The sequence below is a fragment of the Moraxella sp. RCAD0137 genome (assembly GCF_002894025.1).
Classification (GTDB): Bacteria; Pseudomonadota; Gammaproteobacteria; order Pseudomonadales; family Moraxellaceae; genus Moraxella; species Moraxella porci.
In genome coordinates this window covers 12,588-33,393 of the sequence record NZ_LTCC01000004.1, presented here as the reverse complement: position 1 = coordinate 33,393, position 20,806 = coordinate 12,588, and the positions used below count along the sequence as shown (strand labels likewise).

Sequence of the window (20,806 nt, the reverse complement as noted above, 5' to 3'; positions counted from 1 at the left end):
CAAGCACTTTTATGCACTTTAGCACAGCAATTTTTTGGGATGAAGTTAACTTATGGTTAATCATTCCTCCAGACCATCTGCACGCTTAAGATCCTCTTGTGTCATCGGCGTCATCAGATAAGCGTGCGCTTGGCCGACTTGAGTGGCTTTGATGAGGGTAAATGCATGCAGCAAATCGGCACTGATCACAGTATCGATGTCTCGATCCGCCTCAAGGTATATTAAGCTGTTCTCATGAATCAGCTTTAAGTCGATGAGTGTGTTTAAGATCGGCTGCCACAGATCCAGCGCATACGGCGGATCGATGAATATTAGATCAAACGGTCCTTGAAGTGCGTCCAATGCCGTCGGAGAGGTGCCGTGTATGATCTGAGTGGAGGCACTGAGATTTAATAGCTCAGCATTGGCAATGAGCTGCTTGGCTTGAGCAGCATTGGCCTCAATCAACACAGCATCTGCTGCACCACGGCTTAACGCCTCAAACGCCAGCGCGCCACTACCAGCACAGACATCAAGCACGCGCGCATCGGTCAGATGACCTGTCAACCAATTAAAAATCGTCTCGCGCAGTCGATCAGGCGTCGGGCGCAGACCGTCGGCGTCGATAAAGCTGATCAGGCGGCGTCTGTGCATACCACCGATGATGCGCACTTGATTGGTGGGTCGGTTGGGGCGATGATCGGTGTGCGATCGGGCGTTTGGGCTGCGGCGTTTGGTGGGTGATTTCATGGTAAGTTTCTCTGGGCTTTTTTATTTTACAAATATTTTGCGACTGTTTTGGGTTATTTTACTGGATGTTACGGTTTTGTGATAGCCCTTGGATGGAATTTGTGACTAAGTTAAAACTAGGATTAATTTGTCAATTTTGATGGCACAAAAACACAGAATTTTCCCAAAGCGCGCCAGATCTGTGCTAGAATAACGGGTTAAATTTTAGGCAAATTTGCCATCGCTGCCCTTAAACATCCACATTTTAGATCATTGCTATGTTTTCATCTGTCTGGCAAGCCCTAAGCGAACACCCTGAATTTATCGCCATGCTGACGATTCCGCCAGTGACAGCGTTCGTGACTTGGGCGCATGTCTGGATGGCGCTTGAGATGTTGTTTTATCCCATCAAATTCTGGGGCATTCGCATCAATAATATGCCATTTGGGCTAAAAGGCTTGGGCTGGCAAGGCATCGTACCTGCCAAAGCAGGGAAAATCTCTGGTAAAATCGTCGATCAAACCCTTTCAAAGCTTGGCTCACTCGATGAGTTTTTTCAGGCGATGGAGCCTGAAGAGATGGCAGAGTTCATCACTTTAACAGTCGATAAAAACTTAGAAAGCCTCATCGATGAGATCATGCTGGAGCGCTCATATACACTGTGGACGCACATGCCTTATGCCATCCGTCGCCGCATCTACTCACATGTCCATGCCAAGCTGCCTGACATCATGAAGGCGCTGGTGATGGATTTGACTTATAATGTCGAATCGCTTGTCGATATGCGCCAGATGATCGTCTCTAAGATGGAAAATGATCGCAAGCTGATGGTGGATATGTTTTTGCGCGTCGGCAAAAAAGAAATCAACTTCATCTGGAAAATCAGCGCACTGATCGGCTTTGGCTTTGGTGTGGTGCAGATGGCGATTTTTTATTTTGTGCCACAGCATTGGACAGTGCCTTTTTTTGCGATGGTGTGGGGTGCTTTGACCAACTGGATCGCCATTTGGATGGTGTTTAATCCTGTTGAGCCGCGCTTTATTCCATTTGTTCGTCTGTTTCGTTATGAGATGGTCGATGGCCATAAGCGCATTCGATGGATGCGACCGCACTGGCACACCTACAGCTGGCAAGGCGGCTTTATGAAGCGACAAGATGAGGTCTCAAGCGTGTTCGCTGAGATCGTCGTCAAAGAGCTGGTGACCCTTGAGAACATCATGCATGAGATGATGTACGGCAGCCGTGCGGATCAAACGCGCGATTTGATGAAGTCGCATTTATACGGCATGCTCGAAGAGCCTGTGGTGGCGACGACGCTGAAGATGGGCATGAATGAACAAAGCTTGGATCATTTTAAAGACATGATTTTGGATAAATCGATCGATGCCACCATGGTGCCGATTCGCGATCCAAAGCTCAATACTTCTCGAGCCAGCAAGATTTTTGGGCTGTTCGAGGGTCGCATTCGCGCTCTGACACCCAAAGAATTTCAAAATCTATTAAGACCAGCTTTTCAAGAAGATGAGATTACCTTGATTGTCCTTGGTGGTATCACAGGCTTTTTGGCAGGCTGGCTGCATCTTGTGGTGGTGTTTTTCTAATTTGTCGGCGGCCATATCGCCGCTTTTTGTGGTTATAAGTCAGATCAAGCAGCTGCATGCTTTGCTTGATCAGTCACTGAGTTGATAGCATTGATCGAGCGTTATGCCCATCAATGTACAGCAAATGAGTATCATACTATGCTAATAACAGAACTTGGATATTTTGCACTATTACTGGCCTTTGTGCTTGCGATATTGCAGGCGATTTTACCCGCCGTTGGGGTGATAAAGCGACAAGGACAGTGGCAGCGATTGGCTCCAAGTCTGGCGATGGCGCAGTTTTTGGCGATGGCGGCGTCTTTTGGCGCGCTCATTGCAGGCTTTTTGTATAATGATTTTAGTCTGGTATATGTCGCCAAGCATTCAAATAGCCTGATGCCGTGGTACTACAAGCTGTCTGCCACTTGGGGCGGCCATGAAGGTTCGTTGCTGCTTTGGATGACCATCTTGGCCACTTGGTGCATGTTGGTGTCGGTGTTCAGTCGTGGGCTGCCGCTTGATATGCGCGCGCGTGTACTGTCTGTACTGGGTGCAGTGCAGACCATGATGCTGGCGATGCTGATTTTTACCTCATCACCATTTGATCGCGTGCTGCCGAATCTGCCTGTCGATGGCGCGGATCTAAATCCGATGCTCCAAGATCCAGGATTGATTTTCCATCCGCCGATGCTGTATATGGGCTATGTGGGCTTGGCAGTTCCGTTCGCGTTTTGTATGGCGGCATTATGGGCAGGTCGATTGGATGCGACTTGGACGCGCTGGAGTCGTCCATGGGCGCTGACGGCGTGGGCATTTTTGACCTTGGGCATCGCGCTGGGTTCATGGTGGGCATACTATGAACTGGGCTGGGGCGGCTGGTGGTTCTGGGATCCTGTTGAGAATGCCTCATTGATGCCTTGGCTTGCTGCCACAGCACTGGTGCATTCACTGGCTGTCACCGAAAAACGCGGCGTTTTTAAGGCATGGACGATCATGCTGGCCATTTTTTCGTTTGCGCTGAGCCTACTTGGGACTTTTTTGGTACGCTCAGGTGTGATCACCTCAGTGCATTCATTCGCCGCTGATCCGACGCGAGGCCTTGCGGTGCTGGCGATTTTGGCGGTGATCATCGGCTTTGGTTTGTTGATGTTTGCACTGCGTGGCTGGAAGCTGACGGTGGAGAGTAGCTATAAGCTCAAATCACGCGAAACCGTTTTGGTTATTAATAATCTAATCCTGCTTGTCGCCACACTGGTGGTACTGCTAGGAACACTATACCCGATCATCGCTGATTTCTTTAAGCTTGGTCAGGTCTCCGTTGGTCCTCCGTATTTTAATGCCTTATTTGTGCCATTGACTTGGCTGCTTTTGGGCTTTATGGGCATAGGTTCGATCTTGCGCTTTAAATATGACAGCCGTCCGCTGCTCGCGACTATTTTAGCGTGTGCGCTCAGTGCCTTTGTTTTGGGTTCGGTATTGGCATACATGGTGTCGCAGCTGGCGGAATTTCCTCGCTTTGACTATAGTGTGTATGTCTCAGGCATCTTATCGTTGTGGGTGCTTGCGTTCATCATTATTGACATCAAAGATAAACTAAAGCACCATAAAGGCGGCCTATTGTCAGGTCTTGGCAAATTGACACCAAGCTACTGGGGCATGCAGATTGCGCACATTGGCGTCATCGTCTGTGTGATGGGTGTGGCTGGCGTGAGCAGCATGAGCATCGAAAAAGATGTGGCGATGACTGTCGGTGATAGCGTGCATGTCCAAGGCTATGATTTTTATTTGCAAGAATTTGAGACCATCAAAGGATCAAACTACGATGCCACTCAGGCCACCATCACCGTCAAACAAAACGATCGATTGATCAGCACGCTGTATCCCCAAAAACGCAACTATGTCGTCAGCATGATGCCGATGACTGAGGTTGGTATTCACACCAGCTTATTAAATGAAATGTATGTGGCTTTGGGCGAGCCGATCACCGCTGATAATGGCCAAACCGACATCAACACTTGGGCGGTACGAGTCTATGTCAAACCGATGGTGCGCTGGATTTGGCTAGGGGCGATCATCATGGCCTTGGGTGCATTCATTGCGATCATCGATAAGCGTTATCGCCTCTCAAAAGTCCAATCTATCAGACGAAATGATACAGGAGCATTGTGATGACTCGAAATAAACGCCTTTGGGTTTTTATCATTCCTTTATTGGTTTTTGTGGTGCTTGTGGTGATGCTGTTTCGCCAATTGGGCAAGCCCACCGAGGTCAATACCAGTCGCGTCGTCGGGCAGCCTTTGCCTGAATTTAGCTTACCGCTTTTGTCTGATACCACACGCCAAATGACCAAAGCAGATCTGCCAAACAGCCCATTTTTATTAAATGTTTGGGGTTCGTGGTGTCCTACTTGTTATATCGAGCATCCTTTTTTAATGCAGCTACACGCCAAGGGTGTGCCGATGGTGGGCGTTAATTATAAAGACGAGCTGTCTGATGCATTGGCTTATTTGAACGAACATCAAGATCCATTTATATTTTCTATTCAAGATCTGTCAGGTGAATATGCGTTGGATCTGGGTTTGATGGGTGCGCCCGAAAGTTATGTGGTTGGCGGTGATGGCGTGGTGTATCAGCACATCGTCGGCGAGGTGGGCGAGATGAATTGGCCTCAGATCGAGTCGTGTATGACCGCGGTGGCTGATGCAGCGCTCGACAGTGATGCTAAGCTGGCTGCATGTCAATAGGGGAAACAGATGAAAACATCCATCATGGCGGTGATGCTAGGTTTGTGCGTTACAACGGCTGCTTTGGCGACCAATATTGAGCTGTATGAATTTGATTCGCCTCAACAAGAAGCGCAGTATCGTGGTTTGATCGAAGAGCTCAGATGTCCAAAATGCCAAAACCAAAATCTGGCAGCTTCTGACGCACCCATCGCGCAAGACTTAAAACAAAAAACCTATGAGATGGTCAAAGATGGCCGCACGGATACCGAGATCCGTAATTATATGTTTGAACGATATGGTGACTTTATCAGTTATAAGCCGCCTGTGCGGCCCTCGACTTGGATTTTATGGTTTTTTCCGCCTGTGCTGCTGGTGCTGTTGATTTTAGGTTGGCTGTATAAAGCCAAAAAAGGCCGTGCGGCCACCGTCAGCGATACGGCTGCGCCACTGTCTGCCAGTGAAGAAGAGAAGCTGGCCAAGATTTTGTCGCAGCATCAAGATCGGCTGAATCACTCAACAAAATCCACCCCTCAAGATTCAGATAAAGCATAAGGCAGCCAAATGACACCGAGTTTGATTTTATTTTTTTCGTTATGTGCTGTACTGACAGTACTGCTGTCGATTGTGGTGATTTCGCCATGGATGCGTTCGCAGCCAGCCGCGGACAATCAGCTGATGGCGGTCAATGTGCAGGTCTTTGGCGAGCGCATTGGCGAGCTGGAGGCAGATCGAGCAGCGGGCAATCTGTCTGAAGCTCAATACCAAGCACAAATCACCGAGCTAAAACGCCAGCTGCTTGAGGCGCAAACTGTGGCAGAAGCGCATGCCCCTGTGGGTGCCAAAGGTCGTGCCATCGTGCTGATCTGGATCCCGATTTTGGCGGCGATCGCTTATCTGACCACTGCTGATCGCACGCCTGTTTATGCGCTGTGGCAAGCCCAAGATAGTGTCGGTCAGGTCGCTGACGATCTTTTGACTGCCAAAATAGATGCACCGCCTGAGTGGGCGACCAAAGATTCGATGGCATTGATCAGCGCCATGCAGACCAATGTGCATCATCATGCCTATGATGCCGATCGCTGGATGCGTCTGTCGGAGCTGTTTATGATGCTCGAGGCGTATCCACAAGCACTCGAGGCACTGTCTCGTGCCAATCGACTAAGTCCTGACAACCAAGAGATCGCCTTGGCTTATGCACAGACCAGTTTCTTTGTCAATGAAGGTCGCATGGATGCGCAGTCGCGTGAGATTTTGGGTGATATTTTGGCCAAGTCGCCCAAGCATGAGGGTGCGATGATGATGATGGCGATGGGCGAATCACGCGCTGGCAACTACCCAGAAGCCAAGGCGTGGATCGCAAGACTACGCTCAAACATCGCATCGCATTCAGGCGATCGCAGCGAGGCTTTAGCAAGTCTGGATAAACTGATGGATAACATTACCGCCCAAGAGGCTGCTGCTGCTCAAGGTGTGGCCATTACGGTACATATGGCACCCAATCTAGCCGCGCAGATGCGTCCTGATGACATTTTATTTGTCTCTGTGACTGATCAAGCCGGTGGTGCGCCTTATGCTGTCAAGCGTATGGCAGCAAGTGAACTGACAGCTAGTGGCGTCGTCGTGCGTCTAAGTGATGCTGATGCGATGATGCCTGGCCGCACGCTGTCATCAGGCCGTGATGCTGGCACGACACTGGTGGTGAATGCGCGCATCAGTCATTCAGGCAATGCCATCGCCGAATCTGGAGATCTGGCCGCCAACCCTGTGGTGCTGGATAAACAAAATCAGATCAGCTTAACGATCTCACAGATCATCCCTTAAGGTATTGGATTTGGGTTTGATAACTCAAATTGATGGGATGTATCGCATCAAAGACTTGGCTTAGACCAAGTCTTTTTTTTTGGCTATTAGCATGGCAGCCAAAATCAGCTCATGATGCATAGATTGACTGATGGGTCATGATTTATTAAAAATTAATCGAATTTTGCCGATTTTGATGAGATTTGGAGATGGATTTCATTAAATTGTCACATTAACTTGTGATTTCATCGGATTTTATGATAAAAGCCAATAAAAGCACTTGAACAATTAGCCAATGTGTTTTATAGTGGGTATGTTTTTGTTGGGTAAGTTTACTTACCGTATTTTACTGTCATTGGCAGATTTTGATTTGGAGAGTTTCTCATGATGCGCATCATCCTATTGGGCCCACCAGGTGCAGGCAAAGGCACTCAGGCTCAGCTGATTTCAAAAGAATTTGGCATTCCACAAATCTCAACTGGCGATATGCTCAGAGCTGCGATCAAAGAAGGCACAGAACTTGGTAAATTGGCCAAAAGTGTCATGGATGCAGGTCAGTTGGTGTCTGATGATCTGATCATCAATCTGGTCAAAGATCGCATCAGTCAGCCAGACTGTGCCAATGGTTGTATCTTTGATGGTTTTCCACGCACCATCGCGCAGGCTGAAGCGCTGTCAGCAGCAGGCGTGGATATTGACTATGTCATCGAGATCAGCGTACCTGATGATGAGATCGTCAGCCGCATGTCAGGTCGCCGCGCGCATTTTGCCTCAGGTCGCACTTATCATGTGGTGTACAATCCGCCAAAAGTCGAAGGCATTGATGATGTGACAGGCGAGCCTCTGGTACAGCGTGATGATGATAAAGAAGAAGTCGTACGCGATCGCTTGTCTGTGTATCATGCACAGACGGCAGCGCTGATCGATCATTATCAACAAGTCGCTCAATCAGGTGAGAATGCACCAGAATATCATGATTTTGATGGCACCAAGGCCATTGACACCGTGCGTGACGAGATTTTTGCAGTATTAAAATCTTAACTGATCATCACGATTAAGCCCAAAGCACTGACGCTTTGGGCTTTTTGGTTTTGTGGATCAATGTAACAGATGCTGATGCAGAATTTTGCGCAGCTGTACGATGGTCTTTGGATTTTCGTGAATGTTATGTCTGCCTGTGATGATGGTTTCTGAGGCAGTGCCTTCTAGGTGCGAGCTGTCATAAGGCACGACACCATCTGAGATGGCAGCACCCACAGTATCGACGCTGTCCTGATCACCGCGATGATTGCCGACGATGGTGTGATAGCGCACCGATGGGCTGATTTGTACATCCTCGGTCAAGGCCACAAAGGAAGATCGATCCGACAGCTGGCTTGCGCCATTTTGAAGATACAGCGATCCCAAAAAGCTTTGGGCGCTACCTTCACCGCTCAAAGCTCCAGTAATTGACTTGGTGAGTTCTACCGGCAGGCGGATGACACGCCGCGCTGCTCTAGTGAACCAGCGATCGGCATAATCGGTACCACGATGCGGCGCAGAGATGAACACGGCCTCATCGATCTGTGGCAAGGCCGATAGCATCAGACGATCGTTGATGGCTTGGCGTTGATCTGATGGGAGGCGGTTGATTAACTGATACTGTTTTTTGTCATCAAGTCTGGCCAGTGCCGCAGTCAAATCGGTATCGGACACCAGCATGCGTGATATCACACCGCCCATGCTGTGGCCGATGATCACAGCATTGCGACTGGCGCGATCTTGACCTGTGGGATCGACGGCTTGGAAAGCTTGACGAATCAGCTGATGGATTTGATAGCGATTTTCAAGGATTGGCAGGTTTGTTGAGTAAGCGATCTGCCAGACTTGATAATTGTCATTAAGCTTAGGATCAGATAGTAGCGTGTTGGTGAGATTCACCCAAGTGGCTGGACTTGATGCCAAACCATGCAGCATAATGATGACTTGTTGATCAGGTTGATAAGGCTTGAGCATAAAAAGCTCGGGCAGCGCCATGGCATCTTGCCGCGAGATCATGTTCATCAGTGAGATCTGTTGCAGCTGATTTTCACTCAGCCACAGCGCATAGCCAGCAGAAAAATTGGCTGTCAACGGATGATCTGTGCCGTACATCGTGATGCTGGCTTGTTTTGAGGGATTAAAAAAGTAGGCATCAAACTCGTCGGCAGCCAGTACTTGTTTTAGATCATCGCCTCGAGGCTGCACCATCGCAGTCAGCTGTACATGACCTGCTGGATGGATGCGATCATTCAGTGGTTTGTTGGGTTCGATATTCATCTTGCGAGCGCTGACGGTATGACGGTCATGAATGGCGCCGATAAAACTCACCCCAAGACCTGAGCGCCGCGCATTGACATCTAAGTTCACCAATCTTGAATCATAAGCTGAAATCAGATCAGAAAACAGCGCTCGATGATCATCAGAGTTAGCCAAAATTTTTTGCAGATAATCATCGGCGGCCACAGATAAGCGAATGGTGTGCTTTTGGTTTTGATCTTGGCTATAAATGGTGCTGATTGGTAATTGATTGTGATTGGTTGTGTTTTTTGAACTTGGCACATCATCGATCTTGGCATCGGCAAAAATACCGCGATCGGCGCGATAAATCTGTGTCACCAGATCATTGATCGCCAAATGATACAAATCCAGCGTGCGCACATCGGCATCTTGGGCGATCGGCGAGGGTGCTTCTGCACCGCCCAGACCGTGATAAAATAAATAAGCATAGCTTAATTTGATCGTCTGATACAGCGCCTCACGGTACTGGGCTGCGCACATTTGCTTGGCCTCGCTCTGTGCGCGCATGGCTTCATCGCTCAGTGGCGCATTGGCATAATACGGATCGATCGGCGGACGATCCAGCTCAAGTCGGCAGGCGTCTTGGGCGATGAGCGTCTGTGCGCGGGTATAATACAGCTCGCTTAAGACCGCAAGCTTTAGGCGGCTGGGCGTCTCAACCAAAAAAGTGGCATCGATGGCTTGGATACAGTCCTCAAAATCTGCCATGCAGCTTTCTTGGGTATGACCCGATGAGACCAAAATCGAGCGCGTGGCAGCACTGACTGCAGAGGTGGTGACGATGCTACTACGCGACTGCTCGAGCAACTTGGCTGGTGTTTGCTTGGGTGGCATCAGCGTGCTACAGGCGCTCAAGGCGATCAAAGCTGTAATCGCCATCAAGCCACGAAGCGGCTGTGATAGGGCTGTAAAAGGTTTCATAAGATGATGTTATGCCTGTCTGTGGGCGCAGTTTGTATGCTTTCATAGCCCAATCAGACTCGATGGCTATGAATGAGATTTGACAAAATCGGTCTTTGATCAATTTGTTTATCATAATAAAAAGCATCCGCACAATCAAGATGCGCGGATGCTTTGGGTTGGTTCATTATTTGATGGGTTTCACATCAATGTCATCGGCTTTTAGATTCCAAATATAATAGCCGCCATTTTCGACGATGTTAATCTGTTCGGTCAACTGGGCATTGTCAGGATGCTTAGCTGCCAAATCACGCAGGCGCTTTAGGGCTGCACTGCGATTATCACCCAGCAAATCAGCTTGGGCGATGCTTTGCTCAGCATCGATACTGCCTACGCTGATGGCTTTGTCCAGATACTTACGACCCTCTTTAAAGGCACCCGTTTCAGACAGCATCATCCCAAACAGATAATTAGCTTCCATGTCATCAGCGCGCAGCTGTAGTGCTTTTTGCATGTGCGTGCCAGCGCGCAGGGTGTAGGTAGTGCCCAGATTTAGGTTGCGAGCCATGCCGTTTAATTTGGCGGCGCGCAGCACCACATCAAATGAGGCATCTGGCGCAGCGGCATGCGGCTCGATCCAGTCTGATAGGTGTTTGATGTTTTCGGTGGTGATGTACTCAGCCGTACGACTTGGGAAATTGGGCGGGTAGTTGCGTACATTTGGCGAGACATCATTGATGAATTCATCAATCAAAGTCACATCAAGCACCTTGGTGCCTGAAGTATTGGCAGGGATGGTCACAGTGCTGATGTTCTTAATCTCAGTGACTGAAATGTTTGGGGTCGGTAAGCCTTGCACTGAGGTCTGCAGTAGATTTGCGATGCCTGGCTGAGGAATGATGACCTCAGTGATTTCACCGCGCATGGCAGGCGCTTGAAGGACTGCTTGAGTGGCTGCACTTGAGGCAGTGCTGATCGATGCGGTCGGCAAAGTGGCTGTGTTTGCGATGGCAGCGCTGCTCATCAAAGCGCCAACGATTGCGACAAGTGATACTGTTTTCATAAAACCATCCGTTTTTTAATTAAACCAATAAAATCAAGCATCGCTGTTGTGCGCCTAATGCACTGCTAAAAGCTTGGGCGATGGCTTGATAAATTTATCAAATCATAGCAGATTTCATACTGCTACAGGGTAAAGATTTACAAAAATTTGCATAAAATATTGCGCCAGTGTTGCTGATTGCAACTTATGATAACATCGGTGTGTCATCGGTATTGATGGGTAAGCTGCGATCGTATTTTGTAAGTTTAATATACAAAAACGCACCCACCACGACATTGACCGCGGCTGTGATGGCAAATAGCTCAGGCAGAGTCATCATTGCCAAGACCACGATGGCAAAAATCGCTGAGACCACCATAAATAGCGCATTAAAAATGTTATTGGCACCGACAATGCGCGAGCGATGCGCGATCGGCGCATAGGCTTGCATCGCGGTATAAAGCGGTACGATATACACGCCACCGCTAAAACCCAATAAAAACAGCTCAGCAAACACAGGCCAAGTATCACGATGTGTGATCAGCTCAAAGATGCCATAAGGCTCAACTGGCGCTGGCAGCGACAGTTGATTTAATGAAAAATACAACAAAGCGGCAAAGAGCGTCAAGCCTGCCAAGCCAAAAGGCAGCAGCCTAAAGCTGACTTGGTTTTTGGTGAGCGTTTTACACAGCAGTGAACCGATGGCGATGCCCACCGAAAATAAGGTCAATAAAAAAATCACCACCGATTCATCACCATGCAGCAAAACCTTGCTAACCTCAGGGGTCTGCGTCAAAAAAGTCGCGCCATAAAACCAAAACCAGCTGTTGGCCAAAATGATGAAAAATAACAAAGGCAAGCTGTACAGATATTTGATGATGCCATAGCTGGTACGCACGATATTCCAATCGATGTCAAGATCGGCGGCGCGCACGGTGGTTTTTGGGATTTGGCGCGCTGCCAAATAGCCCAAAATCGCCACAAAAATCGTCACCGCAGCCAGCCAATATTCGGACAAATACAGCTGGGTGAGTACACCAGCTAGCATCATACCTGTCAAGATGGCAAGACTGGTACTGGTCTGAAATAAGCCATTGGCTGCCACCAATTCATCGCGGTGCATGGCCTCAGGCAGATAGGCGTATTTGATGGGGCCAAAAAAAGTTGACTGCGCGCCCATCATAAATAAGCAGATGAATAATAAGCTGTAAATCTCAAAGATAAAGCCGATGGCTGCCACCGCCATGATGATGATCTCAAGCAGCTTGATGCGTCGAGTAAGTAAAGATTTTTCGTATTTATCGGCGATCTGTCCTGCCAACGCCGAAAATAAAAAATACGGCAAAATAAACAGCATCGCTGCCAGATTATTTAATAAGCTGACTTCCATACCCAGCTTGACGGCGGCTGAATAGGTCAGCACCAAGATCAATGCTTGTTTAAAGACATTGTCATTAAACGCCCCAAAAAATTGGGTAAAAAACATGGAGGAAAATGCGGATCGGCGAAATAAGTTAAGCTGGCTTGCCATAATAAAAACTGCATCTAAACAAGGGGCGGTGAGTGCAAATTGGTCTTTCATCACTCATAAACTCTGCTATAATAACAGGAATTTTAGTTTTTATCTTGGGTTTTTTGTATGCCAAAGTCGGTTTTGATGACAAATCGGATATTTGTCCCTGTGTCGTTGGTATTTTATTTGCCGCTGATGGCCACTCAGGCGATGGCTCAAGATGCAGTGACGATGGCATCTGTCGCACCAGTGGCGCAAATTCCCCAAAATATCGATGCGCCCGCCAATGGTACTGCACTTGGCCAAAAACCGACCACGCCTACATTACTAACGCCTGAACAAATCCAAGATAGATTGAATGCCGCCAAAAACCAAGCACTGCCTGTCAGCTCAAACATCGCCATGCCCACCGAGCAGATGCCGATCGCGCGCATCAACGAGCCAGCACTGCCCATTGGCCTTGACTTGACGCAGCTAAAAGACAGCATGCCTGTGGCGACCGATGAGCTGCTTGCCCAAACCCCGACTACCCAAACCCCAACCACCCAAAACCCGAGCGCCACAGGCATCGATCCGCGCGAGCATATTCCTGATTATCAAGGATCGACAGCGCCCACCGAAGTGGCGATCGCCCCAAGCATCGAGCCTGAGTCTCCAGGCGTGATTCAGCGACTGTATGATCGGCTGTTTAACGATGGCGTCAGTAAAGTCCCGCGCCTAAAAGCCAATTTTTATCAAGCGGTAGAGGGCGGTGAGCCTGCCAAAATAAAATCCGCCACCCAAAAAATCGAACCTTATGCCAACATCAAAGCAGCGATCGAAGATGTCACCCAAGAGTCGGTGATGGATTTGTCCACTTCGGTGGCGCGACTTAAGCAAACAGCGCTGACAGCCGCGCGCGCTGTGGGCTATTATGAGGTGGATCTTGCCATCGTGCGCACCAGTGTCGGCGAGGTGGATGTGATCATTCACGATCTGGGTCAGCCAGTCAAAGTCGAGCAGCAGGCTGTCGAGGTGCGTGGTGTAGGCAGTGGTGATGCTGCCTTTCAAAACGCGGTGTCATCAGTGGCATTGCAGCCAGGGGATGTATTTCATCATGGCAACTATGAGAGCAGTAAATATCTCATCGAAGATGTCAGCTTAGAACAAGGCTATTTGGATGGTCGCTGGTTGGATCATTCAGCCGATGTGATTTTGCCTGATAATATCGCCGATGTCAGCTTGATTTATGATACAGGTGAGCAGTATGATTTTGATGAGGTAGTGTTTTTTACCATCGATCATGACACAGGCCAGCTCACCACAGATCCAGATAAACTGCCTGTCAAACCCAAGCTGCTTGAACAGCTGCTCAGCTTTAAGATGGGTGATGCCTACAATCGCCAATCGGTGCGCGCACTATCCAATGATCTGCTTGCCACAGGCTACTTTAATATGGTCAATACCGAAGCGGTCTTTCCTGAACGCGGTCAGCTTGACAATGCTCAAGTCAGCTTTGAGCAGTCATCAGGCAGCACAGCGCCGATGAATGAAGCATCGCTTGAGCCTGTGATTGAGACGCTGACACTTGATGATGGCACGATGGTCGATGTGGCGCCGATCGAGTTTAGCGCATCCAGCCTTATCCAAGACAAGCTGGATCTGGTCGCTGCCAAAGCGCGCCGACTGTACGACATGCCAGATGATCGCGTCTTGGCGATCGATAACAGCAGCGAACAAAACCGCTCTATCTTAGGCCGCATCAGTGATGCCATCTCAAGCGTCGCACGGGCGATCCTGCCAGATGAATCAGAAGCCGATCCTTTTAATATGCCAGAGGGCGTGGAGCGCCCTGAGCTGGCGGGTCGCAAAACACCCAATGAAGTGTATCAGACCAAAAAAGTCCCATTGTACATTTTCGTTGCCAGTGATAAGCCGCGTGATGGTCAGATCGGTGTGGGCTGGGGATCGGATACGGGTGCGCGTGCCATTGCCAAATTTGAGCATAATCTGGTGAATCGCGATGGCTATCAAGCAGGGATCGAGCTGCGCGCTGCCCAGAATCAAAAAGGCGCTAAGCTGTATGCCACACGCCCGCTGAGCCACCCTTTAAACGACAAACTGCGTGCAAGTCTTGGCTATGAAGAAGAGGTGATCGCCCAATCCACCAATGGCTTTGATTTGACGACGCGCACACTTGAACAAAGCCTAAGCCGCAACATCGTCGTCGATAATGGCTGGAATCGTACTTATTCACTGCGCTATCGACTTGATGAACTAGAAACCCAAGCAGCCCCAGAGACTTGGCAGGATTTGCCAGTGAACTTCATGGATGGCAAACCCAGCCAAGAGGCGCTTTTGGCAGGTTTTGCGCTGCATAAGACCGTCAGTGACAATCAGGTCAATCCGATGCGCGGCTATCGTCAGCAGTACTCGATCGAGGCGGGGACTGACAGCGTGATTTCAGATGCCAATATGATCATCGCGCGTGCTGGCGTGAGCGGCGTGTACAGCTTTGGTGATAATGCTTATGGCAAAGATCGCGCGCATCAGCTGATTGGCAGTCTGCAAGGCGGCTACATTTGGTCGGATAATTTTGAGAATGTGCCGTATCGTCTGCGCTTCTTTGCTGGGGGCGATCAGAGTATCCGTGGCTATAATTATAACAGCTTATCTCCAGTGTCGGATAAAGGGTATTTGACTGGCGGTCAGGTGTTGGCTTTAAGCAGCGCTGAGTATAATTATGAATTTATGAACGGGCTGCGCTTGGCGGTGTTTGGTGATGTCGGGAATGCTTATGACAAAAATTTCACCAACGAAACCAAAATCGGTGCTGGCGTCGGTGTGCGCTGGGCATCACCTGTCGGGCAGGTGCGAGTCGATGTGGCAACGGGGGTGAACGAGCCTGACAATCCCATCAAGCTGCACTTTTTTATTGGAACGCCATTTTAAAGGTATGACAAAAGCCTGCGTATCTTATCTACATCTTAAGGCACGGCATCAGCAGTGATTGGATGATATATTCAATGATGAATCAAAATTGATAAAAAGAGTTATCAGTTAAGATAAGCCAAAATTTGGCGAAAATTGACCGCAAATTAATTGATAATTTTTCCCATTTGTGATTAAATGGCATATTTAAAAAAACGATGACAACAGGCGATCTATGACCCATCAGGATAATTCACAGCCACACCCATCGACAGCATCGAAGCGTGCCGAGGATGCGACTGGGTCTTTTGCGCCTAATCAATCGCCTGTCAAGCCACCCAATCAGCCCACCAACCCAACGCCGAAGCGACCGCGCTGGATGATCTATCTGATTCGTCTGCTGATCACAGCCATCGTTGCGACTGTTTTGCTGCTGGTGGCACTGTTCGCTGTCACAAACAGTGAGACAGGCTCAAAATTTTTAATCGAAAAAATCGCGCTGGAGACTGGCACTGAGCTAAAATATACCGAAGGCTCAATCCGCCGCGGCGTTTGGGTCTCTGATGTCAAAATCGCACAAGGCGAGGACATCACCATCACTGTCAACCGCGCCTATGTGCAGCTTGGTTGGCGAGCATTATTCGCGCGCCAAGTGCATCTGGTCAATCCTGATATCGATAAAGTCAAAATCACCAACAAAAAACCCTCTACAGGCGAGCCGTTTGATTATGCCACCATCAGCCTGCCTGTGACTTTAGAGCTACAAAATGCACGCGCCAATGAGATCATCTATGATCAAGCAGGTAGCGAGCCTGTGGTGTTGCACAGCATCCACATGCCATATGCCAAATGGTCAGGTTCTGAAGTCGAGATCAAAGACAGCGCGCTTAGTTACGGTGACGTCGTCGATGTCAGCCGAGCCACTGGCACCATCACACTGTCTGATCACTACCCGCTTAAGCTGGATGCTGATGTGCATGTATCGGCGCTTGACGGCGTGTATTTTGATACTTTGGCAGTAAAAGCAGGTGGCAGTCTCAAGCGTACCGTCGGCACAGTGAGCAGTCGCTATAATCAGCATGATGTCACAGGCAGCTTTATCGCCCAAGGTTTGGATAAAAACTCACCGTTTAGTGCGCGGCTGGATTTTGATGAGGTGTTACTGCCTTATGCCGAAGAGCAGCGTATCGTTTTGAGCAATGGCAGCATTACCGCTGATGGCGTGGTCTCGAACATTGAGCTGCGTATTAATACCGATCTTAGCGCCAAAGACATCCCGAGCGGTCATTATCAAGGCCGCGGCATCATCAATGATGGCGGCATGCAGATTCCATATTTAAAAGCCAACACACCAAGCGGTACGCTGATCGCGACGGGCGATATGCGCTGGTCAGATGAATTTGAGCTGGATGCGACCATCTCAGGCGATGGCTTTAAGATTCGCGAGGTGATGCCTGTTGAGTATCGCGATTATCAGGCTTATTTGCCGCAGACGCTCACAGGATCATTGGGTGTGCGTTATGCATTACTTGATCGTAGCAATGGCGATACGCGCTTTGAATTTGATCTGAATCAAAAAGACGGCGAGCGCATCCAAGCCACACTCACCCAGAACCAACAGATCGATGATGCACCGTGGCGAATTGATGCCACTTGGGCAAATCTCATCCGTCATGGCATCCCTCAGATCGGCGAGATTAACAGCCGCCAAGGCAGCGCTAATATTCGCCTAGAAGAGGGGCGCACTTTCATCACCGCCGATGCTGACATCATACGGCTTAATGCTGCACCCAGTGGACGCTATGCCATCGAGGCGAACATCGAAAAGGGCGAGCGGCTGCATTTGACTGACTTTTATTATCAAGGGGTGATCGGGCAGCTGACAGGCACGGGGCGGTTGGATTTTGCGACCTTGACACAGCCCTTGCGGTGGCAGATGGATCTGCGTGCCGACCCACTGCGTGCCAATGCTTATTTTGATACACCCAACAAGACGCCATTTGAGACCATCACAGGTCGTATCGTCGCCACAGGTCGGATGCGTGATGATCAGGGCGCAAGCGTGCATGATGTTGAGATCATAGACAGTGATTTGGATGCGCGCATGCTTGATGGCGCTAAGGTGCATCTGATCGGCCGCGGTGCTGGGGTGGTGCGTCTAAGAGATGGTGAGATCGAGCATTTGACCGCCAAATTTGATGGCGATGTCGATCAAAGCCTATTGCCACAGCTGCGCCAATCGACCATCGGCATCGATGTGTCAGGGGATCTAAATGCGCTGAACATCAATCGAGCAAGCTTGATCAGTGAGTCGGGCAAGGTATCGCTGGCAGGCAAACTTAAGCTCAATGACGGCATCGGCTGGGATGTCACAGGTCGCCTCGATGAGGTGAATACCGCAAAGTTTGTGAATAATAACAATCTCATCGCCGTCATCACAGGCGATGTGGCAAGCCAAGGCAAATACACCGCTGGTAATATCAGTGAGCTTGCGCTGAAATTCGATGGCGGCATCCGTAATGATCGCCTGCCTGATGGCAATGTGTCGATTGACTTGGCAGGCTCTGGTTCGCGCTATGTGATCCATCGCTTAACACATCAAGGCGGCGCTGGCGGTCTGGATGCCTCAGGTTGGGTGGATATCAGCCGCGGTGTGGCGTGGCAGTTGGATGCGCAGATGAATGCTCTGAATCTCGGGGCTTTTGTGCGCAGCCTCAATACGCATCTAAATGGGCGCATCGGCATTACAGGCAGTTGGCAAGATGATATTCAAGAGCTTAACATCCGCGATCTGGATGTGACTGGGATATATAACAATCAGCCACTTAAAGCCAGTGGCAACCTGTATGCCAAGCTGTCGTTACCTAAGGATTTGGGTGCTTATATCGATCAGATCAGACGCAGCAGCCGACGACCCACCACCACCGATGAGCTCTTGGATCTGCGTGGCCGTATTGATGCCAATGCGCGCCAAGCCCAAAACATTATCCATGTGCTTGATGCCAATGATCTTAATATCCAGATCGGTGACAATCTATTGGCGATGAATGGTGATCAGTCACAGCTGACCACCAGCATCAATGTCAGCGATCTGGGGCAGATTGTGCCAAAAGCAGCAGGCATGATCCAAGGCGGCGTGATCTTGATCAATGACGATAACGCCTTGCCGACCTTGTATGTCGATGCATCAGTCAATGCGCTTCGTATGCCAAATTTGGTGATCCAAAATGCCCAAGTGCTTGGCAAAATCGTCAATCTGGGTAATAGCGACAGTCAGCTGCTAATCCAAGGCAATGACATCATCGCCATGGGCAAGGTGATTAAGTCTGCACGCGTTGATTTTAGTGGTACAGAAAGCGCACACACGCTGACTGTAGCCACCAAAAGTGGCGATATCGAAGCGGCGGCACATGTGGTAGGATCGCTGGATCGCAATACGATGCGCTACACTGGCGTATTGTCCGACAGCTTTATCCAAAGTCGCTATGGCGAGATGGCGCAGCGTCAGCCGAGTGAATTTAGCTATGGGCTAAATGATGGTAGCATTCAAGTGGCAGCACACTGTTGGCAGACAGCACATATCCAAAATGATGGCGTTGGCGTGCTGTGCCTAAAAGATCCGCTCAGCTACACGCCGACCTCAGGCCATGTGAATTTGGTTATCCAAAATCTCGATACGCAGGTGTTCTCAGCGGCATTGCCAAGTGACATCCAATGGCAATCAATGCTTAACGGCCGCGTGCTGGCAACATGGCGTCAAGGCGCTAAGCCGACTGTCGATGCGGTACTGTACTCAGATGATGGCAGCATCGGGCTTACCCAAGATGACACGGGCTATGTCGAGATGCCGTATCAACGCGCCTCAGTGATCGCTAAGAGCGTCGATGAGGGCTTAAAGATTCGCACAGATGTCTTGGGTTCGGCAGGGCGTGGTTATGCCGATGTCATCATCGATCCATATGGTCAAAATAAGCCCATCTCAGGCGCTTTGGTGATGAATGATCTGAATTTGGCAGTCATCAGACCGTTTTTCCCGAATATCCAAACGCTGACAGGGCGTGTGAATCTGGCAGGTGGCTTGGGCGGCACTTTATCAAAGCCATTATTCTATGGCAATGCCGATCTGACTGATGGCGCGCTTGCTGTCGTTGGTGTGCCTCTGCCATTATCAGACATCACCGCGCAGATGAATATCCGTGGCACCAATGCCACTTTGGATGGCAGCTTTAAGGCTGGCACAGGTGAGGGTCTGCTGATGGGGAGTATGGATTGGGCGAATGAATTACAGGCACGCTTGACGGTATCGGGTGAAAATTTGGCCGTCAACCAGCCGCCATTGGTGACAGCGCAAATCAGCCCAGATCTACAAATTACCGTCCGACCCACCCAAAAATATGTCAATATTCAAGGCGTGGTCAGTGTGCCAACAGCGACCATCCGACCACCTGAGGCGACAGCGGACATCGTAGCTGAGTCACCTGATGTGACGGTGCTGGATCGTCGTATTACGGGTAATATCGATCAGATCTTAGCGCAGGTAGAACCTTGGAGCATCAATGCCAACATTGGCGTGGATCTGGGCAGAAATATTGAATTTCGTGGCTTTGGCGCGCGCGTGCCACTGGCGGGAGCGCTGCATCTGACACAGTCAGGTCAAGGCGTGATGCAGGCGCTCGGTGTGGTGCAGGTCTCTGAACGCACCAAGATCGATGTCATCGGCCAAAATCTTGATTTGAATTATGCTCAGATTCGCTTTAATGGTGATCTGACCAATCCGCGCCTATCGATCGAGGGCGAAAAACAAATCGAAGGCCAAACGGTCGGTGTGCGCATCCGTGGTACGGCGGCAGATCCTGACATCACGGTATTTAATGATGCTGGCTTGGGCGAGCAGCAGGCGATGAATGCGCTGATCACAGGGCGCATCAGTGAAGCCAGCGACACAGGCATCACTGAGCAAGGTTTCCGCTCACAAGTGACCAATCACTTGGTGGCAGCAGGCCTTAGCCTTGGCTTGTCAGGCACGCGCGAGATCACCAATCAAATCGGTCAAGTGCTCGGCTTACAAAGTCTCACCATTGATGCTTCGGGCAATTCAGATGATACCAATGTCAATGTCACTGGCTATATCACACCGGATCTGTACATCCGTTATGGCGTGGGCGTGTTCAATGCCGAATCCAGCCTATCGATGCGCTATCAGCTGACTCGCCGTGTCTATATCGAGGCGACCAGTGCCACTGAGAACATGGTAGATGTGATTTATCGTTGGAAATTTTAATGATTTTCGATGAGGTATCATAAGCCA

The 20,806-nt window shown here is 49.6% G+C and carries 12 protein-coding genes; 8 read left to right on the top strand and 4 right to left on the bottom strand.

What is annotated here, in order from left to right; translation table 11 throughout:
- Window positions 1-60: 60 nt before the first annotated feature.
- Window positions 61-729, bottom strand: a complete 669-nt coding sequence (rsmD, locus tag AZ602_RS04565) for a 16S rRNA (guanine(966)-N(2))-methyltransferase RsmD (RefSeq protein WP_103033905.1) — start codon at window positions 727-729, stop codon at window positions 61-63.
- 248 nt (window positions 730-977) lie between these two features.
- Here rsmD and AZ602_RS04560 point away from each other — a divergent pair, with 248 nt between their 5' ends.
- The 6 genes from AZ602_RS04560 to adk all read left to right on the top strand — a co-directional run bounded on the left by AZ602_RS04560 (window position 978) and on the right by adk (window position 7,855).
- The gene (locus AZ602_RS04560; RefSeq protein ID WP_369803867.1) at window positions 978-2,309 is read left to right on the top strand and encodes a hypothetical protein; all 1,332 of its coding nucleotides are present in this window, start codon (window positions 978-980) and stop codon (window positions 2,307-2,309) included.
- A gap of 138 nt (window positions 2,310-2,447) precedes the next feature.
- Window positions 2,448-4,457, top strand: coding sequence for a heme lyase CcmF/NrfE family subunit (locus tag AZ602_RS04555; protein ID WP_103033903.1), 2,010 nt, complete (start codon window positions 2,448-2,450; stop codon window positions 4,455-4,457).
- A complete protein-coding gene (locus AZ602_RS04550; protein WP_103033902.1) occupies window positions 4,454-5,032 on the top strand; it encodes a DsbE family thiol:disulfide interchange protein in 579 nt (192 codons plus the stop codon). The genes AZ602_RS04555 and AZ602_RS04550 overlap by 4 nt, the downstream gene beginning before the upstream one ends.
- A 9-nt stretch (window positions 5,033-5,041) precedes the next feature.
- Window positions 5,042-5,566: a cytochrome c-type biogenesis protein gene (locus AZ602_RS04545; protein WP_103033901.1), complete on the top strand. Its 525-nt coding sequence runs from the start codon at window positions 5,042-5,044 to the stop codon at window positions 5,564-5,566.
- A 9-nt stretch (window positions 5,567-5,575) separates the two neighbouring features.
- On the top strand, window positions 5,576-6,835 hold the full coding sequence (gene ccmI, locus AZ602_RS04540) for a c-type cytochrome biogenesis protein CcmI (RefSeq protein ID WP_103033900.1): 1,260 nt from the start codon (window positions 5,576-5,578) through the stop codon (window positions 6,833-6,835).
- A 366-nt stretch (window positions 6,836-7,201) separates the two neighbouring features.
- A complete protein-coding gene (gene adk / locus AZ602_RS04535) occupies window positions 7,202-7,855 on the top strand; it encodes an adenylate kinase (protein ID WP_199174090.1) in 654 nt (217 codons plus the stop codon).
- A 57-nt stretch (window positions 7,856-7,912) separates the two neighbouring features.
- Here adk and AZ602_RS04530 read toward each other — a convergent pair whose 3' ends face one another.
- The 3 genes from AZ602_RS04530 to AZ602_RS04520 form a co-directional block, all read right to left on the bottom strand.
- The gene (locus AZ602_RS04530) at window positions 7,913-10,054 is read right to left on the bottom strand and encodes a triacylglycerol lipase (RefSeq protein ID WP_103033898.1); all 2,142 of its coding nucleotides are present in this window, start codon (window positions 10,052-10,054) and stop codon (window positions 7,913-7,915) included.
- 166 nt (window positions 10,055-10,220) lie between these two features.
- Entirely contained in the window at window positions 10,221-11,096 is an 876-nt protein-coding gene (locus AZ602_RS04525) for a M48 family metallopeptidase (RefSeq protein WP_103033897.1), read from the bottom strand.
- Window positions 11,097-11,280: 184 nt separating this feature from the next.
- Window positions 11,281-12,606 carry an MFS transporter gene (locus AZ602_RS04520; RefSeq protein WP_103034016.1) on the bottom strand — a complete coding sequence of 442 codons (1,326 nt, stop codon included), beginning with the start codon at window positions 12,604-12,606 and terminating at the stop codon, window positions 11,281-11,283.
- Window positions 12,607-12,714: 108 nt separating this feature from the next.
- Between AZ602_RS04520 and AZ602_RS04515 the strand changes: the two genes are divergently transcribed.
- Window positions 12,715-15,519: an autotransporter assembly complex family protein gene (locus AZ602_RS04515; protein ID WP_103033896.1), complete on the top strand. Its 2,805-nt coding sequence runs from the start codon at window positions 12,715-12,717 to the stop codon at window positions 15,517-15,519.
- A gap of 214 nt (window positions 15,520-15,733) precedes the next feature.
- Entirely contained in the window at window positions 15,734-20,779 is a 5,046-nt protein-coding gene (locus AZ602_RS04510; protein ID WP_103033895.1) for a translocation/assembly module TamB domain-containing protein, read from the top strand.
- Window positions 20,780-20,806: the final 27 nt, after the last annotated feature.

Bases quoted from the DNA above. Each gene is read 5' to 3' on its own strand.
- rsmD (WP_103033905.1), bottom strand. From the start codon at position 729: ATGAAATCACCCACCAAACGCCGCAGCCCAAACGCCCGATCGCACACC.
- AZ602_RS04555 (WP_103033903.1), top strand. From the start codon at position 2,448: ATGCTAATAACAGAACTTGGATATTTTGCACTATTACTGGCCTTTGTG.
- AZ602_RS04545 (WP_103033901.1), top strand. From the start codon at position 5,042: ATGAAAACATCCATCATGGCGGTGATGCTAGGTTTGTGCGTTACAACG.
- ccmI (WP_103033900.1), top strand. From the start codon at position 5,576: ATGACACCGAGTTTGATTTTATTTTTTTCGTTATGTGCTGTACTGACA.
- adk (WP_199174090.1), top strand. From the start codon at position 7,202: ATGCGCATCATCCTATTGGGCCCACCAGGTGCAGGCAAAGGCACTCAG.
- AZ602_RS04530 (WP_103033898.1), bottom strand. From the start codon at position 10,054: ATGAAACCTTTTACAGCCCTATCACAGCCGCTTCGTGGCTTGATGGCG.
- AZ602_RS04525 (WP_103033897.1), bottom strand. From the start codon at position 11,096: ATGAAAACAGTATCACTTGTCGCAATCGTTGGCGCTTTGATGAGCAGC.
- AZ602_RS04520 (WP_103034016.1), bottom strand. From the start codon at position 12,606: ATGGCAAGCCAGCTTAACTTATTTCGCCGATCCGCATTTTCCTCCATG.
- AZ602_RS04515 (WP_103033896.1), top strand. From the start codon at position 12,715: ATGCCAAAGTCGGTTTTGATGACAAATCGGATATTTGTCCCTGTGTCG.
- AZ602_RS04510 (WP_103033895.1), top strand. From the start codon at position 15,734: ATGACCCATCAGGATAATTCACAGCCACACCCATCGACAGCATCGAAG.